This is a genomic window from Nocardia sp. No.11, assembly GCF_038752175.1.
GTDB lineage: Bacteria > Actinomycetota > Actinomycetes > Mycobacteriales > Mycobacteriaceae > Nocardia > Nocardia canadensis.
Map to the genome: position 1 here is coordinate 1 of NZ_JBCGFB010000013.1, position 19,968 is coordinate 19,968.

General features: G+C 70.2%; 20 protein-coding genes. 15 read left to right on the top strand and 5 right to left on the bottom strand.

Translation table 11 applies throughout. The annotated features are described in order from the left end of the window. Positions 1 to 154 precede the first annotated feature (154 nt). Positions 155 to 424 carry a DUF2631 domain-containing protein gene (locus V8688_RS06395; protein ID WP_218718488.1) on the bottom strand — a complete coding sequence of 90 codons (270 nt, stop codon included), beginning with the start codon at positions 422 to 424 and terminating at the stop codon, positions 155 to 157. A 95-nt stretch (positions 425 to 519) separates the two neighbouring features. Between V8688_RS06395 and dxr the strand changes: the two genes are divergently transcribed. The 5 genes from dxr to V8688_RS06420 all read left to right on the top strand — a co-directional run bounded on the left by dxr (position 520) and on the right by V8688_RS06420 (position 7,114). Continuing rightward, a complete protein-coding gene (dxr, locus tag V8688_RS06400) occupies positions 520 to 1,701 on the top strand; it encodes a 1-deoxy-D-xylulose-5-phosphate reductoisomerase (RefSeq protein WP_316575559.1) in 1,182 nt (393 codons plus the stop codon). Positions 1,702 to 1,850: 149 nt separating this feature from the next. Continuing rightward, entirely contained in the window at positions 1,851 to 3,047 is a 1,197-nt protein-coding gene (locus V8688_RS06405) for a M50 family metallopeptidase (RefSeq protein ID WP_218718487.1), read from the top strand. Positions 3,048 to 3,163: 116 nt separating this feature from the next. Then, on the top strand, positions 3,164 to 4,318 hold the full coding sequence (ispG, locus tag V8688_RS06410) for a flavodoxin-dependent (E)-4-hydroxy-3-methylbut-2-enyl-diphosphate synthase (protein WP_342800410.1): 1,155 nt from the start codon (positions 3,164 to 3,166) through the stop codon (positions 4,316 to 4,318). Between the two features lie 76 nt (positions 4,319 to 4,394). After that, the gene (locus V8688_RS06415; protein WP_218718485.1) at positions 4,395 to 5,258 is read left to right on the top strand and encodes a GNAT family N-acetyltransferase; all 864 of its coding nucleotides are present in this window, start codon (positions 4,395 to 4,397) and stop codon (positions 5,256 to 5,258) included. Positions 5,259 to 5,335: 77 nt separating this feature from the next. Beyond that, on the top strand, positions 5,336 to 7,114 hold the full coding sequence (locus V8688_RS06420; RefSeq protein WP_255587731.1) for a penicillin-binding transpeptidase domain-containing protein: 1,779 nt from the start codon (positions 5,336 to 5,338) through the stop codon (positions 7,112 to 7,114). Here the strand turns inward: V8688_RS06420 and V8688_RS06425 are convergent. Next, entirely contained in the window at positions 7,108 to 7,347 is a 240-nt protein-coding gene (locus V8688_RS06425; RefSeq protein WP_218718483.1) for a hypothetical protein, read from the bottom strand. The genes V8688_RS06420 and V8688_RS06425 overlap by 7 nt on opposite strands. Before the next feature lie 268 nt (positions 7,348 to 7,615). Continuing rightward, positions 7,616 to 8,113, bottom strand: a complete 498-nt coding sequence (locus V8688_RS06430) for a peroxynitrite isomerase (RefSeq protein WP_218718482.1) — start codon at positions 8,111 to 8,113, stop codon at positions 7,616 to 7,618. A 155-nt stretch (positions 8,114 to 8,268) separates the two neighbouring features. Between V8688_RS06430 and V8688_RS06435 the strand changes: the two genes are divergently transcribed. From V8688_RS06435 to V8688_RS06450, 4 genes are all read left to right on the top strand, one after another. Further along, on the top strand, positions 8,269 to 9,573 hold the full coding sequence (locus tag V8688_RS06435; RefSeq protein WP_218718505.1) for a TIGR03118 family protein: 1,305 nt from the start codon (positions 8,269 to 8,271) through the stop codon (positions 9,571 to 9,573). Positions 9,574 to 9,729: 156 nt separating this feature from the next. Beyond that, positions 9,730 to 10,647 carry a thioesterase domain-containing protein gene (locus V8688_RS06440; RefSeq protein ID WP_218718481.1) on the top strand — a complete coding sequence of 306 codons (918 nt, stop codon included), beginning with the start codon at positions 9,730 to 9,732 and terminating at the stop codon, positions 10,645 to 10,647. A 77-nt stretch (positions 10,648 to 10,724) separates the two neighbouring features. Then, positions 10,725 to 11,528: an ABC transporter permease gene (locus V8688_RS06445; protein WP_218718504.1), complete on the top strand. Its 804-nt coding sequence runs from the start codon at positions 10,725 to 10,727 to the stop codon at positions 11,526 to 11,528. After that, the gene (locus tag V8688_RS06450) at positions 11,525 to 12,337 is read left to right on the top strand and encodes an ABC transporter permease (protein WP_342800411.1); all 813 of its coding nucleotides are present in this window, start codon (positions 11,525 to 11,527) and stop codon (positions 12,335 to 12,337) included. Before V8688_RS06445 ends, V8688_RS06450 begins: the two co-directional genes overlap by 4 nt. Here the strand turns inward: V8688_RS06450 and V8688_RS06455 are convergent. Next, positions 12,331 to 13,194 (bottom strand): helix-turn-helix transcriptional regulator, encoded by an 864-nt coding sequence (locus V8688_RS06455; protein WP_218718479.1) that lies wholly within the window; start codon positions 13,192 to 13,194, stop codon positions 12,331 to 12,333. The genes V8688_RS06450 and V8688_RS06455 overlap by 7 nt on opposite strands. A gap of 343 nt (positions 13,195 to 13,537) precedes the next feature. Between V8688_RS06455 and V8688_RS06460 the strand changes: the two genes are divergently transcribed. Further along, positions 13,538 to 13,981, top strand: coding sequence for a DUF4254 domain-containing protein (locus tag V8688_RS06460; RefSeq protein WP_198041056.1), 444 nt, complete (start codon positions 13,538 to 13,540; stop codon positions 13,979 to 13,981). Positions 13,982 to 13,986: 5 nt separating this feature from the next. Here V8688_RS06460 and V8688_RS06465 read toward each other — a convergent pair whose 3' ends face one another. Further along, on the bottom strand, positions 13,987 to 14,709 hold the full coding sequence (locus V8688_RS06465) for a GntR family transcriptional regulator (RefSeq protein ID WP_316575556.1): 723 nt from the start codon (positions 14,707 to 14,709) through the stop codon (positions 13,987 to 13,989). 96 nt (positions 14,710 to 14,805) lie between these two features. Between V8688_RS06465 and V8688_RS06470 the strand changes: the two genes are divergently transcribed. The 5 genes from V8688_RS06470 to V8688_RS06490 all read left to right on the top strand — a co-directional run bounded on the left by V8688_RS06470 (position 14,806) and on the right by V8688_RS06490 (position 19,968). Continuing rightward, a complete protein-coding gene (locus V8688_RS06470; protein ID WP_342800412.1) occupies positions 14,806 to 15,933 on the top strand; it encodes a TIGR03364 family FAD-dependent oxidoreductase in 1,128 nt (375 codons plus the stop codon). A 7-nt stretch (positions 15,934 to 15,940) separates the two neighbouring features. Continuing rightward, positions 15,941 to 16,624 (top strand): phosphonatase-like hydrolase, encoded by a 684-nt coding sequence (locus V8688_RS06475; protein ID WP_316575554.1) that lies wholly within the window; start codon positions 15,941 to 15,943, stop codon positions 16,622 to 16,624. Between the two features lie 114 nt (positions 16,625 to 16,738). Further along, entirely contained in the window at positions 16,739 to 17,758 is a 1,020-nt protein-coding gene (locus V8688_RS06480; protein WP_255587743.1) for a 2-aminoethylphosphonate ABC transporter substrate-binding protein, read from the top strand. A gap of 28 nt (positions 17,759 to 17,786) precedes the next feature. After that, complete coding sequence (locus V8688_RS06485; RefSeq protein WP_218718474.1) at positions 17,787 to 19,004, top strand: ABC transporter ATP-binding protein; 1,218 nt, start codon at positions 17,787 to 17,789, stop codon at positions 19,002 to 19,004. 67 nt (positions 19,005 to 19,071) lie between these two features. Continuing rightward, positions 19,072 to 19,968: a 2-aminoethylphosphonate ABC transporter permease subunit gene (locus V8688_RS06490; RefSeq protein WP_218718473.1), complete on the top strand. Its 897-nt coding sequence runs from the start codon at positions 19,072 to 19,074 to the stop codon at positions 19,966 to 19,968.

The window sequence follows — 19,968 nt, forward strand, 5'->3', positions numbered from 1 at the left end:
AGCGCCGCGAAGAAGCCGACGGCCAAGCAGCAACCCGCTCGTGGGGGCAAGGGGCGCAAGACCGGCGCGCGGCGCGGCCGCTGACACCGCGCACACGACAACGCCCGCGGCGCGAGAAAGTCGCTGCCGCAGGCGTTGTCGGTGAAGTCGGAAGCTAGCGCGGGATGCGCTGGGTCAGCGAGTCGATGACCAGGATCACCGCGATCAGGCCGGCCAGGCCGATGAGGAAGATGTCCTCGATGTGGCCCTGGTGGTTGCCGAAGGTCATGCCGAGCAGGATCACCACGACGACCCAGGCCGCGATGCGGAAGGTCTTGCGCGACTCACCGCTCCAGCCCCACGCGGCCGAGGGCACCTCGGCGGGATCGACGCTGGTGGCGACGGCGCGCTCGGTGCTGACTGATTCGAGGTCCGTGGCGGCCACGATCGCTCCTTAGGGCTCGAGTTCTGGTTGGGCGAGTGAGCATATCGTGGCATACGACCGTCCGTCGTAGCCAGCAGCCCTGCCACAATGGGGCCGTGTCCCACCCAGCTACCCGTGCCGCACACGGCCAGTCCACGTCCACCGACCGGGTGAAGGTGCTGCTCCTGGGCAGTACCGGTTCGATCGGTACCCAGGCGCTCGAGGTGATCGCCGCCAACCCCGACCGCTTCGAGGTGGTCGGCCTCGCCGCCCGCGGCGGCAATCCCGCGTTGCTCGCCGAGCAGATGGCGGCCGTCGGCACCCGCAATGTCGCCGTCGCCGATCCCGCCGCCGCCCAGTCGCTCGACCTCGAACTCGGCGGCCCCGACGCGGCCACCGAACTCGTGCGCCGCACCGAGGCCGACGTGGTGCTCAACGCGCTGGTCGGTGCGCTCGGTCTCGGCCCGACCCTGGCCACCCTGGAAGCGGGCACCCGGCTGGCGCTGGCCAACAAGGAATCCCTGGTCGCCGGTGGATCCCTGGTGACCCGCGCGGCCGCGCCCGGCCAGATCGTCCCGGTCGACTCCGAGCACTCCGCCCTCGCGCAGTGCCTGCGCGGCGGCCGGGCCGACGAGGTCGCCCGGCTGGTCCTCACCGCGTCGGGCGGGCCGTTCCGTGGCTGGACCGCCGAGATGCTCGAATCGGTGAACCCCAGCGAGGCCAAGACCCATCCGACCTGGTCGATGGGCCCGATGAACACCCTCAACTCGGCGTCGCTGGTGAACAAGGGCCTGGAACTGATCGAGACCCACCTGCTGTTCGGGGTGCCCTACGACCGCATCGATGTCACGGTGCACCCGCAGTCGATCGTGCACTCGATGGTCACCTTCACCGACGGCTCGACCCTCGCCCAGGCCAGCCCGCCGGACATGAAGCTGCCGATCGCCCTGGCCCTGGGCTGGCCCGACCGGGTCCCCGGCGCGGCGGCCGCCTGTGATTTCGGCACCGCGTCCACCTGGACCTTCGAACCGGTCGACGACGAGGTCTTTCCCGCCGTGCGCCTGGCCAGGCAGGCCGGCGAGGCGGGCGGCAGCGTCACCGCCGTCTACAACGCCGCCAACGAGGTCGCGGTGCAGGCGTTCCTCGACGGCAAGATCACCTTCCCGGCGATCGTGCGCACCGTCACACAGGCGGTAGAGGCCGCCGATCGCTGGCACGCGGAACCCGATACCCTGGACGACGTCCTCGCGGCCGACCGCTGGGCACGTCGGTACGCCGCCACCATCGTCGCGTCCTGACAGGACCTGACCGACGAACTGACCACCACGTTTTCGGCCGCCTCGCGTCCGAGTAGCGAGACGGAACGCCGCAGGCGCAGTATCGCTGCTCGGACGCGAGGTCACGAGGCCGAAAACCCGCGGCGCCAGCCGCCAGAGAAAGAGGCCAGATGGTATTCGCGCTGGGGTTCGCACTGTTCGCCCTCGGTATCACGATCTCGATCGCGCTGCACGAATGCGGGCACATGTGGGCGGCGCAGGCCACCGGCATGAAGGTGCGCCGGTACTTCATCGGCTTCGGGCCCAAGGTGTTCTCGTTCCGTCGCGGTGAGACCGAATACGGCCTCAAGGCGCTGCCGCTGGGTGGCTTCTGCGATATCGCGGGCATGACCGCGCTCGACGAACTCGAGGCCGAGGAGGTCGAGCGGGCGATGTATCGCCAGTCGACCTGGAAGCGCCTGGTGGTGATGTTCGGCGGCATCGCGATGAACTTCCTGCTCGGGTTCATCCTGCTGGTGGTCCTGGCCGTCGGTTGGGGCCTGCCGCAGCTCGAGCAGCCCCCGGCCACCGCGCTGGGCTCGATGAGCTGCGTCGCGCAGCAGAATCCCGATCAGACGATGCAGCCGTGCGCCGGTGACGGTCCCGCCCAGCGCGCCGGGCTGCGGCGCGGCGACGTGGTGACCGCCGTCAACGGCGTCCCCGTGACCACGTGGGCGCAGTTCCAGGCCGAGACGCAGAAGCAGACCGGCACCTTCACCTACACGATCGAACGCGACGGCCGGACGCTGACCGTGCCGGTGACGCCGGAGCGCACCGTGCGCTATCCGAAGGAAGGCCCGAGCCGGGAGGTCAGCGCGGTCGGCGTCGGCCCCGACTACGCCGAGCCCCAGCAGTACGGCCCGATCGCCGCGATTCCGGCGACCATCTCGTTCACCGGCGACTTCTTCGTCGAGACGGTCAAGTCGCTGGCCAAGATGCCGCAGAAGGTGACGGCGCTGTGGGAGGCGGTCACCGGCGGTGAGCGCGATCCGGAGACCCCGGTCAGCGTCTACGGCGCCAGCCGCATCGGCGGCGAGACCGCCGAGCGCGGCCTGTGGGGCATGTTCATCATGGTCCTGGCCAGCCTGAACTTCTTCCTGGGCGCGTTCAACCTGCTGCCGCTGCTGCCGCTGGACGGCGGGCACATCGCGGTCGTGCTCTACGAGAAGATCAGGGACACCATCCGGTCCTGGCGCGGCAAGGCCCCGGCCGGTCCGGTGGACTACCTCAAGCTGCTCCCGGTGACGTATGTGGCGGTCGTGATCGGTGGTGCGTTCATGCTGCTGACCCTGGCCGCCGACATCGTCAATCCGATCCGTCTGCCCTGATCGCTCCGAACCGCTGTCGTGCCCCTCACAGGGCGTGCGGCAACCCCGCGCGACTAAGCTCGGCAGCAACCACACCCGGTCGAATCCACGAAACGTACGAAAGAAGGCAGCCGAACGTGACCAGCACAATCCGATTGGGGATGCCCGCCGCCCCCGCTGCTGTTCTCGCACCCCGGCGCAAGACCCGCCAGCTGAAGGTGGGCAATGTCGGCGTTGGCAGTGACTCGCCGATCTCGGTGCAGTCGATGACCACCACCAAGACCCACGACATCAACGCGACGCTGCAGCAGATCGCCGAGCTGACCGCGTCGGGCTGCGACATCGTCCGGGTGGCGTGCCCGCGCCAGGAGGACGCCGACGCCCTCGCCACGATCGCGAAGAAGTCGCAGATCCCGGTGATCGCCGACATCCACTTCCAGCCGCGCTACATCTTCGCCGCGATCGACGCCGGCTGCGCCGCGGTCCGGGTGAACCCGGGCAACATCAAGGAATTCGACGGCCGGGTCGGCGAGGTCGCCAAGGCCGCGGGCGCCGCGGGCATCCCGATCCGCATCGGCGTCAACGCCGGTTCGCTGGACAAGCGGATGCTGGAGAAGTACGGCAAGGCCACCCCCGAGGCGCTGGTCGAGTCGGCGCTGTGGGAGGCGAGCCTGTTCGAGGACCACGGCTTCGGCGACATCAAGATCTCGGTCAAGCACAACGACCCGGTGATCATGGTGGAGGCGTACCGGCAGCTGGCCGCGCGCAGCGACTACCCGCTGCACCTCGGCGTCACCGAGGCCGGCCCGGCGTTCCAGGGCACGATCAAGTCCGCGGTGGCCTTCGGCGCGCTGCTCAGCGAGGGCATCGGCGACACCATCCGGGTCTCGCTGTCGGCCCCGCCCGCCGAGGAGGTGAAGGTCGGCGGCCAGATCCTGCAGTCGCTGAACCTGCGCCCGCGCAAGCTCGAGATCGTGTCCTGCCCGTCGTGCGGTCGCGCCCAGGTCGACGTGTACACCCTCGCCGACGCGGTCGCCGCGGGCCTGGACGGCCTCGAGGTGCCGCTGCGCGTCGCCGTGATGGGCTGCGTCGTGAACGGGCCCGGTGAGGCGCGCGAGGCCGACCTCGGTGTCGCGTCGGGCAACGGCAAGGGCCAGATCTTCGTCAAGGGCGAGGTCATCAAGACCGTGCCGGAGGCGCAGATCGTGGAAACCCTGATCGAAGAGGCGATGCGCATTGCCGAGGAGATGGGCGAGCAGCCGGGCGGTGAGCCGGTCGTCACCGTGGGCTGAGCTCCGTCGCTCACGGTCGGACGTCGGATTCGGCGGACCCGTACCACTGCGCGTGCTTTCGTGGCAGGCTGGTGCCGTGCGGAGTCTGCTGGAGCCGACGCGACGGTCCAAAACCCCTCCCGCGCGCCCGGTGTCCGTGCGAGATCTGGGCGAGGTGCTGCGTGTGCTCGACTCCGACCCGGTGGCCTCGTGCATGATCGCGGCCCGGGTCCAGGAGTTCGGGCTCGACGCGCGCTCCGGGCTCGGTGAGCTGTGGAGCCGGGGCGGTCCCGCGGACTCCCTCTGCTTCTCCGGGGCGAATCTGGTGCCGCTGCGCGGTGACCAGCAGGCCTTACGCGCGTTCGCCGAGCGGGCGGCGCGCTGGCCGCGGGTGTGTTCCTCGGTGGTCGGCCGACAGGAGCTGGCTCTGCCGCTGTGGGAGCTGCTGCTGCCCAAGTGGGGTCCGGCCAGGGAACTGCGCGCCGATCAGCCGTTGCTCGCGCTCGGCGCGCCCGCGCTGGCCCGCCCGGACGCGGGGGTGCGCCGGGTGCGGCCCGACGAGATCGACCGCTACCTGACCGCCGCGATCGCCATGTTCATCGAGGAGGTCGGCGTCGACCCGCGCGCGGGCGACGGCGGCCGTGGCTACCGGCGGCGAATCCAGAGTCTGATCGAATCCGGCAGGGCCTGGGCACGTTTCGAGGACGGCGAGGTCGTCTACAAGGCCGAGATCGGCGCGTTGTCGCGGCGCACCGGCCAGATCCAGGGCGTGTGGGTGCATCCGGACTTCCGCGGGGCGGGCGTCGGCACCGCGGGCACCGCGACGGTCGCGAATGCCGTTGTCGCGACAGGGCGTACGGCCAGCCTGTACGTCAACGACTACAACCGGATCGCCCGACGTGCCTACAGCCGTGTGGGTTTCCGTCAGATCGCGACCTTCGCCACGGTGCTCGTCGACTGAAATCCGGGCGTGTACGGCGCCGTCATCCGGGGTTTGCTGCCCGGTCGCCGCTACCATCGGTGCCGATGAGGACACGGATGGTAACCACGTTCGCAGTGGCAGCCCTCGCGGTGGCGGCCACCGCCTGCTCCGCAGGCCCGCAGGGACCGGTACCCGCCGCCGACGCCTTCGCCGAGGCGCTGGCCGACCGCGATCTCGCCGCGGCCGCCGAGCTCACCACCGCCCCCGAGAAGGCCACGGCCGCACTGACTTCGGCGTGGCAGGCGCTGCAGGCCGAGAAGCTCGAGATCCGCACCGGCGACGCGCGCGTCAGTGGTGACACGGCCACCGTCGACTACACCTACGCCTGGACCTTGCCCAAGGGCCGCCAGTGGACCTACACCGGCGAGTTGCAGATGGGCCGCACCGGCGGTCGGTGGCTGGTGCGCTGGACCTCCGCCGACATCCATCCGAAGCTCGGCGACACCCAGACGCTGGAACTGCGCACCGCGCCGGCGCCGCGCGCGCGGGTCAACGAGTCGGCGGGCAGCGATGTGCTGGTGCCGGGCAAGGTGTCGCGGGTGCGGTTCGACCCGGCCGCGGCCACCGAGCCGGATCGGGTCGCCGGCGCCTTGGCCGCGGCGCTGAGCCGGATCGATCCGGTTGCCTACACCCCGCAGTCGATCCTGGACGCGGCCCGCCGATCCGGTGGGCCCTCCACGGTGATCCTGCTGACCGAGTACGAGGCCGAGACCATCGGCGGCGAACTGATCGGGCTGCCCGGTGTCACCCTGACCCAGGAGTGGGACATGGTGCCCACCGACCGCAAGTTCGCGCCCGATCTGCTCACCCAGGTGCGCAAGACGGTGATCGCCGAGGTCGACGGCAAGGCGGGGTGGAGCGTGGTGACCCGCAATGCCAACGGCGCCGATCTCGATGTGCTGCACGAGGTAGCGGCGCAGCCGGCGCCCTCGTTCGCGCTGAGCATCGACCGGTTTGTGCAGAACTCCGCGCAGCACGCGGTCGACCTGCGCACCGAGCAGACGATGATGGTGGTGCTGCGTCCGTCGACCGGGGCGATCCTCGCGGTGGCCCAGAACAAGGCGGCCGATCGGGACGGCCCCGTCGCCACCAGCGGTCAGTATCCGCCGGGCTCGATCTTCAAGACGGTGACCGCCTCGGCCGCGATGGCAGCGGGCATCGCCACGCCCGAGACCGTGCTGCCGTGTCCGAGCCACACCACCATCGGCGAGCGCACCATCCCCAACTACAACCTCTTCTCCGTCGGCGACGTGCCGATGGCCACCGCCTACGAGCGCTCGTGCAACACCACCTTCGCCCGGCTGGCCAGCAGGCTGGACAGCACCGCGCTGACCGACGCCGCGGCCCGGCTCGGCATCGGCCAGGACTACACCGTGGAGGGCCTGCCGACGATGTCGGGTTCGGTGCCGCCCGCCGAGGGACTCGTCCAGCGCGCCGAGGACGGCATCGGACAGGGCCGGGTCGTGGTGAGCCCGTTCGGCATGGCCGTGATGGCGGCGACGGTCGCGCAGGGCTCGGCACCGGTGCCGTATCTGATCGCGGGCAGGCCGACCCGGATCGACGGTGACCGGCCCGCGATCGACCGGAACGTGGTCGACGGACTGCGCACGATGATGCGCATGGTCGTCACGGGCGGCACCGCCGAACGGATCAGGGACCAGGGCGAGGTGTACGGCAAGACCGGCGAAGCCGAGGTCGACGGCGGATCGCACTCGTGGTTCGTCGGGTACCGCGGGGACATGGCCTTCGCGACGCTGCTGGTCAAGGGTGGCAGCTCCGACAACGCGGTCGCCGTCACCCGCGACATGTTCGCCGCGCTGCCGCCGGGTTACTGAACGGGCGCCGCAGCGGTGTGGCCGGGTCCGCCGGCGTTCTCGGTCGCCAGCAGGCCCCGCACCACCGCGAGTGAACTGCTCTCGGAATGGGCAGTCGCCGTGTTGTGCACGACGTTGTACCCGGCAATGGGCTCGGGTGCGGCATGGGTGCCCGCGCCGTCGAGGAGGTCGATGGCGGCCGCGCCGCCCAGAATCATCCCGGCAGTGGTCAAGATCAGGGTGGAACGCCTCATGGTTTCGTCTCCCTCGTTCAGGGTTTCGACGTGCTCTCCCGGGCAGCCTTTCGATTGTCTGTTGGTTTGCTGGTGCTTGAACCGTAGATCGGCCGCCGCGCGGGTAACAACAGACCTAGGCAAGCGACACACAATTGTTGCGTTATGTGCGGGCGTGTTCGAACACAACCGGTACGCGACCGTGATGAAAAGGTGAATGCGCGGTATCGATAGGCGAAATCCGCAGTTCAGCGCCCCTGGTGAGGTAAATTACCGAATTCGAAGGATGTTACGTGCGTTGCAGAGTCGCAGCCAGATGGTGCTGCAGGGATTCGCCGACGGCGGCCATTCGCAACGTGTAGTCGATCGTGTCTCCGGTCACGTGGAAAGAGCGGCCGAGGGCGGTAACCGGTTTCGCCGAACCGCTCAGCCCGATATTCGTCGAGTTCAATTCGAGGCGGATTCCGTCGACGGTTTCGGTGATCGTGCCCTCGCAGATCTCGGTGATGCCGGTGGGGTGGGCGAGCACGAGCTCGACCCGGCCGGGCGCGGGGCAACGCAGATAGCCGGTCTCGGCGTGCAGCGGCCTGCCGTCGGAGGCGGCCTTCGTGCGCTGCCGGTAGGTGAGGAACGGCCTGCCGAGATGTCCGAAGGTGATCTCCTCGACGTAGTCGAAGGATTCGATGGTCGGGTACTCGCCGTGGCCGCGTCCGCGCCAGCTGCCGAGCAGCGGGGCCAGGGCGGCGATGTCGGGATGAGGGGCGACGGGGGCGGAGGGTTCGACCACGGGCGACAGCCTAGACCTGCCCTGGAGGAGACGGTCACGGCACGCCGGGGCTCGGGTCAGGCTAAGGTCAGCCTCGCCTGAACGCCGTCCGGCGGAGGTCGAAAGGAAAGAACGTGAACGGACATGTGAGGGGTACCCGCGGGGTACGGTCCGGGCTGGTGCGAGGTGTGGTTCTCGGTGCGGCCCTGCTACTGGCGGCCGCGTGCTCGAGCTCCGAGCAGGCCGGCGACGATGTGGCCGCGCTGGACGGGAACCGGTACAGCCAGACGAACCTGGCCGCCAACAAGGATTCCTACCACGCCCAGTTCACCTTCCCCGACCTGGTCAACGCCTGGGGCCTGGCCGATCGCCCCAAGGGCGCGGGCGGGCACTTCTGGGTCGGCGCGGGCGGCAAGTCCTACCAGTTCGTCGGTGACGTGCACGCCTCCTCGGATCCGAAACTGCAGAAGCTGTTCCAGGATCAGCTCAAGCTCGTCGGGGTACCCGGCGCCGACGCCGACACCTCGGACAAGAGCGTCGGCAAGGTCACCGGCGTGGCGTTCAACCCGGCCCCGATCACCTCCGACCTGTTCGCGGTGCGCGACCAGTGGGTGGATGTCGACGGCACGCCGGTCCCGCTCGGCGGTTCGTCGCGGTTCATCTTCGCCACCGACTCCGGCAAGATCTCGGCCTGGACCGAACAGGCGCCCGACGGCGCGATCGTGCGCCGCGACGGCGGCGCGAACCAGGTGTTCGACGGTTCGGCGCAGGGCATGGCGTTCTTCGGGATCGCGCTCTCGCCGTCCGGTGACAAGCTGCTCGCCGCCGACTTCGGCGCCGACCCGCAGGTCCGCACCTTCGACAAGTTCTGGCAGCCGGTGGCGACCACCGGCTTCGCCAACCCCTTCGCCACCGGTGACCTGATCGACCCGGCCACCCCCGAGAAGGGCAAGAAGGCCAAGCCGGGCGACCCGGCCCCGTTCAACATCACCACCCTGGGCAGCCGGGTGTTCGTGTCCTATGCCATCACCCAGCCGGACGAGAAGGACCCCAAGGCCTTCGACAAGGCCGAGGAGGAATCTCTCGACGCCGAGGCCGACAAGGCCGCCAACGGCAAGCCGGACAAGGGTAAGGTCGCCGAGTTCGACGCCGCGGGCAAGCTCGTGCGGATCGTCGACGACGGCGGCAGGCTCAACGCGCCCTGGGGCGTGGCGATCGCGCCGTCGAACTTCGGCGCGCTCTCCGGCAAGCTGCTGATCGGCAACTTCGGTGGCCTCGGGCGCGTGCTGGCCTACGACGACACCACCGGCACCTTCGTCGACTATCTGCGCGACGGCGACGCCGAGCCGGTCGAGATCGCCGGGCTGTGGGCGCTGATGTTCGGCAACGGCGAGAGCCTCGGCGACGCCAACGCGCTGTACTTCACCGCGGGCCCCGAGGACGAGAAGGACGGCCTGTTCGGCAGCCTGCGCGTGCAGTAGATCTTTCGCCTGATCGCCTACCGGACACCGCGAGCGTCCGGTAGGCGATCGGTTCCGTTCGTGGCTCGTGGTGCCACTGAGTACGGTCGGCAGCGGTCGGTGGATGCCCCCGAAACTGGTGGGCCGGAGACGGTTTCGTACGACGTATCCTTTGTTGTGAGCTCTCCCGCCGATCCCTCCGGCACCCGGCCGGGCTGCGTCTGGGCGCCGGACGAACCCGAATCGTGTCCGGCGGTGCCCACCTTCGACGACCGGCGTGCCGGGGCGTCGGCCCTTGCGTCGATGGTGCCGATCCGGCCACTCGGCCCGCACGTCGACGGCGCCCCACTGTTCTGTCTGGCCGGCGAGGCGGGCTTGGCCTGGAGCTACGCCGGCCTGCTCGACCACCTGGATCCGCGCGTCCCCGTCTACGGGATCCAGGCGCCGGTCACGACCGCGGCGCCGCGCACCGTCCGCGAATCCGCCACCCGCGCCGTCGCCGAGATCCGGGGGATCGCCCCGCACGGCCCGTATCAGCTGCTCGGCTGGTCGGCAGGCGGTTTCGTCGCCCACGAGATCGCGGTGCTGCTGCGCGCGGCCGGGGAACACGTCGACGTCGTCGTGCTCCACGCCGACCCCGCCGCGTGCGAGGCCGTCCCGCCACCGCGGGCGACGGCCGGGGAGTTCGTGTACCGCTTCGGCCCGCTGCTCGCTGTCGAGGCCGACACCGCAGGCCTGTCGCCCGAGGAGACCGCCGCGGTCCTCGTCCGGGCGCTGGCGGGCACCGTAGAACTGACCGGCGCCGATCTGGATCGCCTGACCGAGGCGGCCGACGCGGCGGCCCGGATGGTGGCCGGCCACCACCCTTCGGTGCTGACCGGTGACCTCATCGTCGGTGTGGCGGGTCGCGAGCCCGACGGTACCGCACGGCCGAATCCCGAAGCCGTGGTACGGAACTGGCACCGCTATGTCGAGGGCGCGGTGACCGGCTTCGTGCTCGACGCCACTCCGGACGAGCTGACCGCCCCCGACCTGCTGCCCGATCTCGCCCGCGTCCTCGCGACGGCCGCCGCGGCTGGGCGCACGGCATGCTGACCGCGCCCGGATCCCCGGCGCCCGCCGACGGGATCACTCATGATGGGACGGTGCGGATATCGGCCGACCCGGTGATCATGCGCCGGGACCGGCCACCGAGCTCGGCGTTCACTCAATGGTGGGTGCTGTCGCTGCGCCTGATCCGGCCGTCCTGGCGGACCGGGGAGATCCTCACCGCGATTCTCGCGCCGGTGGTCTTCACCCTCGGCTTCTACGTGCCGCTGAACCTGGTCATGAGCGAGTACGGGCACGGGCTGAGCAGCTACGCGCAGTTCCTGATGCCGATGATCGTCCTGCAGGCGGTGTCGTTCTGCGCCATCGCCGCCGCCTTCCGCTCGGCCACCGATGCCCGCGACGGTCTCGACCTGCGGTTGGCCACGCTGCCGATGCCGCGGTGGGTGCCGTTCGCGGCCAGGATGACCGCCGCGACCCAGCGGTCGGTGGTCGCGGTGACCGCCGCCCTGGTCAGTGGCACGCTGGTCGGTTTCCGTTTCCACGGAGCCTGGTGGCATACCGTCGGTTTCGTCGGTTTGTCGCTGCTGATCGCGCTCGCGCTGTGCTGCGGCGCCGATCTGCTCGGCAGCGTGACGACGAGTCCGGAAGCCACCACTCAGATCCTGGTGCTGCCCCAGCTGATCCTGGGCATGGTCTCCACCGGCTTCGCCCCGGCGAGCCAGTTCCCCGGCTGGATCCAGGGTTACGCCCGCAATCAGCCGGTCTCGCAGTTCGTCACCGGATTGCGGGCGCTGGCGGGCGATTCCACCGGCGACGCGGGCACGGTCGACCTCGCCACGCTCGGCCCCGGCCTGGCCTGGGCGTTGGGGATGCTGCTCGGGTGCGGTGCCCTGGCCTGGCTGCGCGCGGTCCGGCGGCGCGGATGACCGGCATCGCCGCCCTGCCGATGGTCACCCGGCGCACCGAATCGCTGCGGATGCTGCTGCCGCAGACCTCGATCCAGACCAAGCGCCTGCTGATGCGTTGGTACCGGGACCCGCTGACCGTCATGCAGGCGCTGGTGTTCCCGTCGCTGCTGCTGGTGATGCTGAACTCGGTGCTGGGCACCCAGGTCTCGGCCTTCGCCGACGCCGACGCGCTCTACGGCTCGGTGCCGATGCTCGCGCTGGTCGGGGTGATGTCGGGGTCGCTCGCCGGTGCGGTGACCCTGGGCCGGGAGCGTGACGAGGGTCTGCTGGCGCGGTTCTGGGTGCTGCCGGTGCACCGCGCCTCGGGCCTGCTGTCGCGGGTGGTGGCCGAGTGCGCGCGCATCGCGCTGAGCACGCTGGCCATCTTCGCTGTCGGAACCGTGCTCGGTTTCCGCTTCGCCCAGGGGCCGCTCGCCGCCCTCGCCCTGTTCGCGATCCCGCTGCTCTACGGTCTCGGGTTCGCCACCATGGTCACCGCGCTGGCGGTGTATACGTCGAAAACCGCGCTGGTCGAGGTCATCTCGCTGGGCTCGTCGCTGCTGATGTTCTTCAGCACCGGGTTCGTCCCGCTGCGGGCCTATCCCGGCTGGGCGCGTCCGCTGGTCGAGCACAATCCGCTCACCCACGCGATCGACACCATGCGCGGACTCGCGCTGGGCGGACCGGTGCGCGGCCCGCTGCTGGCGACGCTGGCCTGGTCGCTGGGCGCGATCGCGGTGTTCGCGTTACCGGCCGCGGTCGGGTTCCGGCGCGCCAGTCGCTACTGAGCGATCGCGGCGCGCGCGTCGGCGAGCAGCAGGGCCGAATCGCGCGGGCTCAGCGCCATCGCGCGCAGCTGGTCGAAGATCACGCCGAACCGGCGGATCTCGGAATGGCCCTCGACGAGGGTGTCGATCGCCAGGCTCTCCACGTACACCAGTTCGGGGTCGACCGGGTTGCGGAAGTCGAGCAGGGTGAACGAGCCGGCCATGCCGGGGTGGGCGCCCGCGTCGAACGGCAGGATCTGCAGGATCACGTTCTTGCGCTTGGTCTCGGTGATCAGCCGGTCGAGCTGCCCGGCCATCACGGCGGGCCCGCCGACGACCCTGCGGATGGCCGCCTCGTCCATCACGACCCACAGTTCGAGCGGATCCTCCTTGGACAGGTTGACCGCGCGGTCCATCCTGGCCTTGGCGCGGCTCTCCATGGTCGCGGCGTCGAGGCGGGGCATGGAGGTATCGATGACGGCGGCCGCGTACTCGTAGGTCTGCAGCAGGCCGGGCACCGTCGAGGTCTGGTACTGGCGGGCCGACAGGGCTTCCGCCTCGAAGTTGATGTAGGTGGCGTAGACGTCGGATACCGCGCCTTCGTAGGCGTGCGACATACCGGGTTTCAGCGCGTCGCTGAGCAGGCTGAGCGCTTCTTCTCGCGTTTTCTCGGTGACCTGGTACAGGTCGAGCATCGCGCCGAGAGTGCGGCGTTGCGGGCGGGCCTGCGCCATTTCGATGCGATAGAGCGTGGTCACGTTGATGCCGGTGCGAGCGCTGACATCTTCCTTGCTCAGACCCGCCGTTTCGCGCAACTCGCGCAACATCGCGGCGAGCCGGCGTAGTCGGACGGTCAGTGTCGTGCGCTTGCCTGCCATGGTTCCCCTTCGCCTGTGGCGCGCTTCGTGAATCGCATTATTGCGCTGTGCGGCGCCGATGTCACGCGATCGGCCGAGAACGATGCCTCCGACGCATAGCCGAAGGTCGGCGTGCGTGCGGACACGCCGTAAACCGGTGCCGCCGTACGGATGTGACCATCGGTTCTGTCAGGGCGGCTTTACCGCAAGGCTGACAACGCAATCTTGCGTTTCGCAGTGTGAGCGAGCATGATCCAGTTAGCCTGGTTGCGAGCAATCCGAACAGAAGACCGGGATAACCGAATCGAGAGCCAATCATGTTGGTACACAAATCTTGGGTGTCGGGTGAATTCGGGGCGTTGCGATGAGCGCGCCGGTGATGGGGGTACTGCCGACTGCGCCGCAATTGTTGTGCGCATTCCAGGGCAGGCGTTTTCAAGATCGAGAATTGTTGCGGTCGGCGCACGCACTGGCTGAACTGCACGAACGGCGAGCACAGGTGCGCGACGCCGCGCTGATCGCCGAAATCGATTGCCGTCGCAGCGAACTCGTCGACGACATCAACGACTGGATCGTCCAGGAGATCCCGTTGCACCGCAACGGCGCGTCACTGCACACCGAGAGCCTCGGTGCGGTGGTCGACCGGATGGCGCGCAGCTGGGTCGACGCGAACCAGGCCATCGATCTCGACGGCGCGCGCAGCGACAGCACGCACAAGCACTGGTACCACCTCGCCGAACTCGTCGACGGCTATACCGACCTCGTCACCGATGTGGCGGGCGGACGGCGACGGCTGCCCGAGCAGTAACCGGGCTACTCGTGCTCGGGTGACAGCCTCGCCTCGAAGGCGACGCGGTCACCCCGGTACAGCGAGCGCACCCGTTCGATGGGTGCGCCGTCGGCATCGACGCTGCGTCGATGCAACAGCAACATCGGCAACGCCGTTGTGCATTCGAGCAGGCCCGCTTCTCTGGGCGCTGCCAGTACGGTTTCGATGCGTTCCCGCGCACCGGCGAGTTCCACGCCGGTGGCGCGGATCGCGGCGTACAGCGACGTCGTCGGGTCGTAGCTGCCACGCAGGCCGCCGAAGCGGTGCAGTGGCAGGTACGTGCTCTCCAGCCCGATGCGTTCACCGTCGGCGAGCAGCACGCGTTCCAGGTGCATCACGTGCGTGCCCGGCTCCAGTTCCAGGTCGGCGGCGGTCTCCGCGTCGGCGGCGACGTCCTCCCAGGTGACCAGGATGCGGCCCGGGGTGCGGCCGAGACTGATCGCGCCCTCGGTGTAGGAGCGCAGCGACAGCGGCTGGGTCAGCTTGGGGCGGGAGACCACCGTGCCACGCCCGCGCCGCCGAATCCTGCCCTCCACCAGCAGCTCTCGCAGGGCTTGGCGCACCGTCTCGCGGGCGACGCCGAACCGGGTGGCGAGGTCGCGTTCGGACGGCACCGGGTCGCCTTCGTCGAGATCGGCCAGGATGGCGTCGATTTCGGTGCGAACCAGGAACACCTTCGGAACGCGCGTGGTGTGCGGTGTCTCCATGCCCGCCAGCCTACTCGATTGGTCTATACCAAAACTTAACCTGCCGTTCTCGCAGCCAACACCTATCGGTCTAGACCATTTGCCATCATCGCTGACATGCGATTGGTCATCATCGGTGGAGGGATACTCGGCACCGCACACGCCTGGGCGGCGATCGCCCGTGGCCACGAGGTCGTCCAGCTCGAACGCGAACGCGAGGCGCGCGGCGCGACCGTGCGCAACTTCGGCCTGGTCTGGGTGTCCGGCCGGGCGGCGGGGGAGCTGGAGCTGACCCTGCGCTCGCGGGAGCTGTGGGAGGAGATCGGTGGCCGGGTGGCCGGCGTCGGCTTCCGTCCCGCCGGCTCGATCACGCTGGTGCGCACGCCCGCCGAGCTGGCCGTCGCCGAGGCGGCCGCCGCGGGCGCCACCGCACCGGCGCGCGGCTTCACCCTGCTCGACCCCGACCAGGTGCGTGTGCTCAATCCGGCGCTGCGCGGCAAATACCTCGCCGGACTGCACTGCTCGACCGACGCCGCGGTGGAATCACGCCAGGCGCTGCCCGCGTTGCGCGCCCATATGGCGGGCAGCGGCCGCTACGCCTTCCACGAGGGCACCGAGGCCCGCTCGGTCCTCGACACCGGATCCGGCGCCGTCGTCGTCGACGATCACGGCCGCCGCCACCAGGCCGACCTGGTGGTGCACTGCCCCGGCGCCGCCCACTCCGGGCTCACCCGCGAACTGGCCGGCGAGCTGCCGGTGCGCCGGGTGCGGTTGCAGATGATGCAGACCGCGCCGCTGGACGAACCGCTCACCACCGCGATCGCCGACGGCGACAGCTTCCGCTACTACCCGGGATTCGCCGGTGCGCAAGTGGATTCGCTGGCACTGGAACAGTCGCAGACCGCCACGGCCGCCGAGCACAAGATGCAGCTGCTGTGTGTGCAGCGGCTGCACGGCGGCCTGACCATCGGCGACACCCACGAGTACACCGAGCCGTTCGCCTTCGACGTCGACGAGGCGCCCTACGACCACCTCACCGAGGTGACCGAGGAACTGCTCGGCCGCAGGCTGCCGCGCGTCGTGCGCCGCTGGGCGGGTGTCTACAGCCAGAGCGTCGATCCCGACGCCATCGTCACCCGGGTGCGGGCCGACACCAACGTGTGGGTCGTCACCGGCCCCGGTGGCCGCGGCATGACCCTGGGCCCCGCCATCGGCGAGCAGACCGCCGACCAGATCGGACTGTGAGGAAGCAATGCCGGACACCATGATTCAGCTCGCCGTACTCGACATGGCGGGCACCACCGTCGCCGATGGCGGCCTGGTCCTGCGCGCCTTCGAGGCTGCCGCCACCGCCGCCGGGATCGAGCCCGACGGCCCGCGTCGTGAGCAGGCTCGCCGCTATGTCCTCGACACCATGGGGCAGTCCAAGATCGAGGTCTTCCGCGCCCTGCTCGGTGACGAGGACGCCGCCCAGGCCGCCAACCTCGCGTTCGAGTCCGCCTACGACGCGCTGATCGACGAGGCCGACATCGCGCCGATTCCCGGTGCGGTCGAGGCGATCACCGCGGTGCGCGCGGCGGGTGTGCGGGTGGCGCTGACCACCGGCTTCAGCCGCGGCACCCAGGACAAGCTGCTGGCCGTTCTCGGGTGGGCCGACCTGGCCGACCTCACGCTGGCCCCCTCGGACGCCGGGCGTGGCCGCCCGTACCCCGACATGGTCCTCACCGCGGCCCTGCGCCTCGGCGTCGACGCGGTCGACCGGATCGCCGTGCTCGGTGACACCACCAGCGACATCGCGACCGGCCTCGCGGCGGGCGCGGGCATCGTCGCGGGCACCCTCACCGGCGCGCACACCGCCGACCAGTTGCGCGCCGCCGGCGCGACCCATGTCGTCGCCTCGGTCGCCGACTTCCCCGCGCTGGTACTGGCGCCCTGACTGCGCCGCGGCAACCCGTCGCGGTGTCTCGAAGATCCACCGTCCCTGCGATTCCCCCTCGACAACGAGACGAAAGTTGCTGTAATCGTGCGTACTTCCCTCACCGCGCGCCGCCTGTCCAAGGTCGCGCTGCTGCTGGCCGGCGTCACCGCCGTCGCGTTCACCGCGGCCTGCGGCGGCACCGGCACCGAATCCGCGGACGGCAAGACCGTCACCGTCTACTCCGCCGACGGTGTCGGTGGCTGGTACAAGAACCGGTTCGCCGAGTTCACCGCGCAGACCGGCATCGCGGTCAACCTCGTCGAGGCGGGTTCCGGCGAGGTCGTGAACCGCGTCGACAAGGAGCAGTCCAACCCGCAGGCCGACGTGGTCGTCACCCTGCCGCCGTTCATCCAGAAGGCCAAGCAGTCCGGACTGCTGCAGCCCAGCGGCATCGACACCGCCGCGATCCCGGCCACCGACAAGGACGCCGAGGGCACCTACGTGACCCTGGCCAACAACTACCTGTGCTTCATCGCCAACCCCTCGGTCGACGCCTCCGCGCTGACCTGGGAGGACCTGCTGAAGCCGGAGTTCAAGGGCAAGCTGCAGTACTCCACCCCCGGCCAGGCCGGCGACGGTACCGCCGTGCTGGTGCTGCTGCAGCAGCTGCGCGGCAAGCAGGCCGCACTGGACTACCTGGCCGCGTTGCAGGCCAACAACGTCGGCCCGTCCTCCTCGACCGGCAAGCTGCAGGCCAAGGTCGACAAGGGTGAGCTGCTGATCGCCAACGGTGACGTGCAGATGAACCTGACCACGGTGCAGGAGAAGGGCTCCAAGTTCAACGTCTTCTTCCCGGCGACCGCTGGCAAGCGCTCCACCGTGTCGGTGCCGTACGTGATGGGCCTGGCCAAGGGCGCGCCGCACAAGGACGACGCCACGAAACTGATGAGCTTCCTGCTCGCCACCGACGCGCAGAGCAAGCTCGGCCCGGAGGCCTTCGCGGTGTCCCCGCGCACCGACGTGAAGGCCCCCGCCGAGGGCGGTCCGGCCGCCACGCTGACCGGCGTCGAGGTGGTCGCGGTCGACTGGAACAAGGTCCTCACCGAGCTGGACGCCGATGTCGCGGCGTACCAGAAGGCAACCGGCAGCTGAATCCGGCTGTGCTGTAAGGGAGTAGACGATGTCCGACGGTGACCTCCGCACGAAGTCCGCTACCGCCGCCCGCACCGGGTCGGCCACGAACGAACCGGCGATCGTGTTCGACCGGGTCGGGGTCAGCTACGGCCGGGGCCGCAAGGCCGCGGTCGCGCTGACCGATTTCACCCTGCGCGTCGCCGTCGGCGAGACCGTCGCGCTGCTTGGCCCGAGCGGGTCGGGCAAGTCGACCGCGCTCAAGGCGCTGGCCGGTTTCGTCCGGCCCACCTCGGGCGCGGTCCGGCTGGCCGGGCGCGAGGTCACCGATCTGTCGCCCGCCAAGCGCGGGATCGGGGTCGTCGTCCAGTCCTACGCGCTGTTCCCGCACCTGAGCGTGCACGGCAATGTCGCCTTCGGGCTGAAGTCGCAGCGGGTGCCGCGAGCCGAGATCGGCGCGCGGGTCACCGAGGCGCTCGAGATGGTCGGGATGGCCGGCTACGCCCGGCGGCTGCCGCGGGAACTGTCCGGTGGGCAGCAGCAGCGGGTGGCGATCGCCCGTGCGCTGGCCATCCGGCCCGCGGTGCTGTTGCTGGACGAGCCATTGGCCGCGCTCGACGCGCAGCTACGCCACTCGATGCTCGGTGAACTGCAGCGACTCCGCAAGGCCCTGCCCGACACCGCGATGCTCTACGTCACCCACGATCAGGCCGAGGCGCTGGCGCTGGCCGACCGGATCGCGGTGATGCGCGATGCCCGGCTGGTCGACGTCGATACCGCCGAGAACCTGTGGCAGCGACCGCCCACCGATTTCACCGCCGCCTTCCTGGGTGGCGCGAACCTGGTGCCGTGCACCGTCAACCACGTCACCGGCACGGCGGCGCTGGTCACCGCGGGCACCGCCACACTGCGCGCGCAGGCCCCGCAGCCCGGTGTCGGCCGAGCCGACTGGGCGCCGAACGACGAGGCGCTGCTGTGTCTTCGGCCGCACACCATCACCCTCGGCGCGACCGGCGACCGGGACGCCCTGCGGGCCACCGTGCTGACCTCGGTGTGGCGCGGTGCGTCGACCCGGGTCGAGCTGGCGGTCGACGGGCTGCCGGGGGAGCTGGCCGTCGATGTCCCGGGGCACTTCACCACCGAGGTCGGCGCGGCGGTCGGCGTGCGCCTGCCCGACCCGGCGGGGGTCCTGATCCCGAACAGCGTCGGCGAGAGTGTCCGGGGGACACCCGGTTCCGTCGCCGCCGGTCCGGCGGACGCGTCATGAGCGCGACGACGGTCGACCCCGGGGAGCGGCGCGTGGCGACGCGGCGCGGTGCGCTGGAGGCGGCGCGGTGAGCACTCCCGTCCTCGATCCGCCCGTCCCCGCCGCGGCACCGACAGCATCCGGCTCGCCGCGCTCCTGGCTGCCGATCCTGTGGACCCTGCCCCCGGTGCTGGTCGTGCTCGGCGTCGCCGGCTACCCGATTCTGCGGGTGCTCACCGAGTCGACGCGGACCCCGGCCGGGCGTGGCACCGAGGTGTGGACCTCGGTGCTTGGCTCGGAGTCGTTCCGGGACGCGTTGTGGCGCACCGTGTCCATCGCCGTCTGCGCGACCGCGGGCTGCCTGGTGCTCGGGACGTTCCTGGCGATCGTGCTCGCGTTCGTCCCGTTTCCCGGTGCGGGCCTGGTCGGCAGGCTCATCGACACCATCCTGACGCTGCCCTCGTTCCTGATCACCCTCGCGTTCACCTTCCTCTACGGCACGGCGGGCGCGGTGAACGCCCTGCTGGCCGAGCTGACCGGCGCGACCCAGCCGGTCGTCGATTTCCTCACCACACCGCTCGGGGTGATCCTGGCCGAGATCACCTATTTCACGCCGTTCGTGGTGCGGCCGGTGCTGGCCGCGTTCGCGCAGCTGCCGCGCGAACAGCTCGACGTGGCCGCCAGTCTGGGCGCCTCGCCGTGGCGGGTGCTGCGGCAGGTGGTGCTGCCCGAGGCGTGGCCCGCGCTCGCGGCGGGCGGCAGCCTGGTCCTGTTGCTGACGCTCAACGAGTTCGGCATCGTGCTGTTCACCGGGGCGAAGGGGGTGATCACGCTGCCCGCGCTGATCTACACCCGCGGCATCGTCACCTTCGATCTGCCCGGCGCCGCGGTGCTGGCCTCGGTGCAGGTGCTGCTCTCGCTCTCCCTGTACCTGACCTACCGGCTCGTCTTCGCCCGGTTCACCGCTCGCCCGAAGGGGGATTGA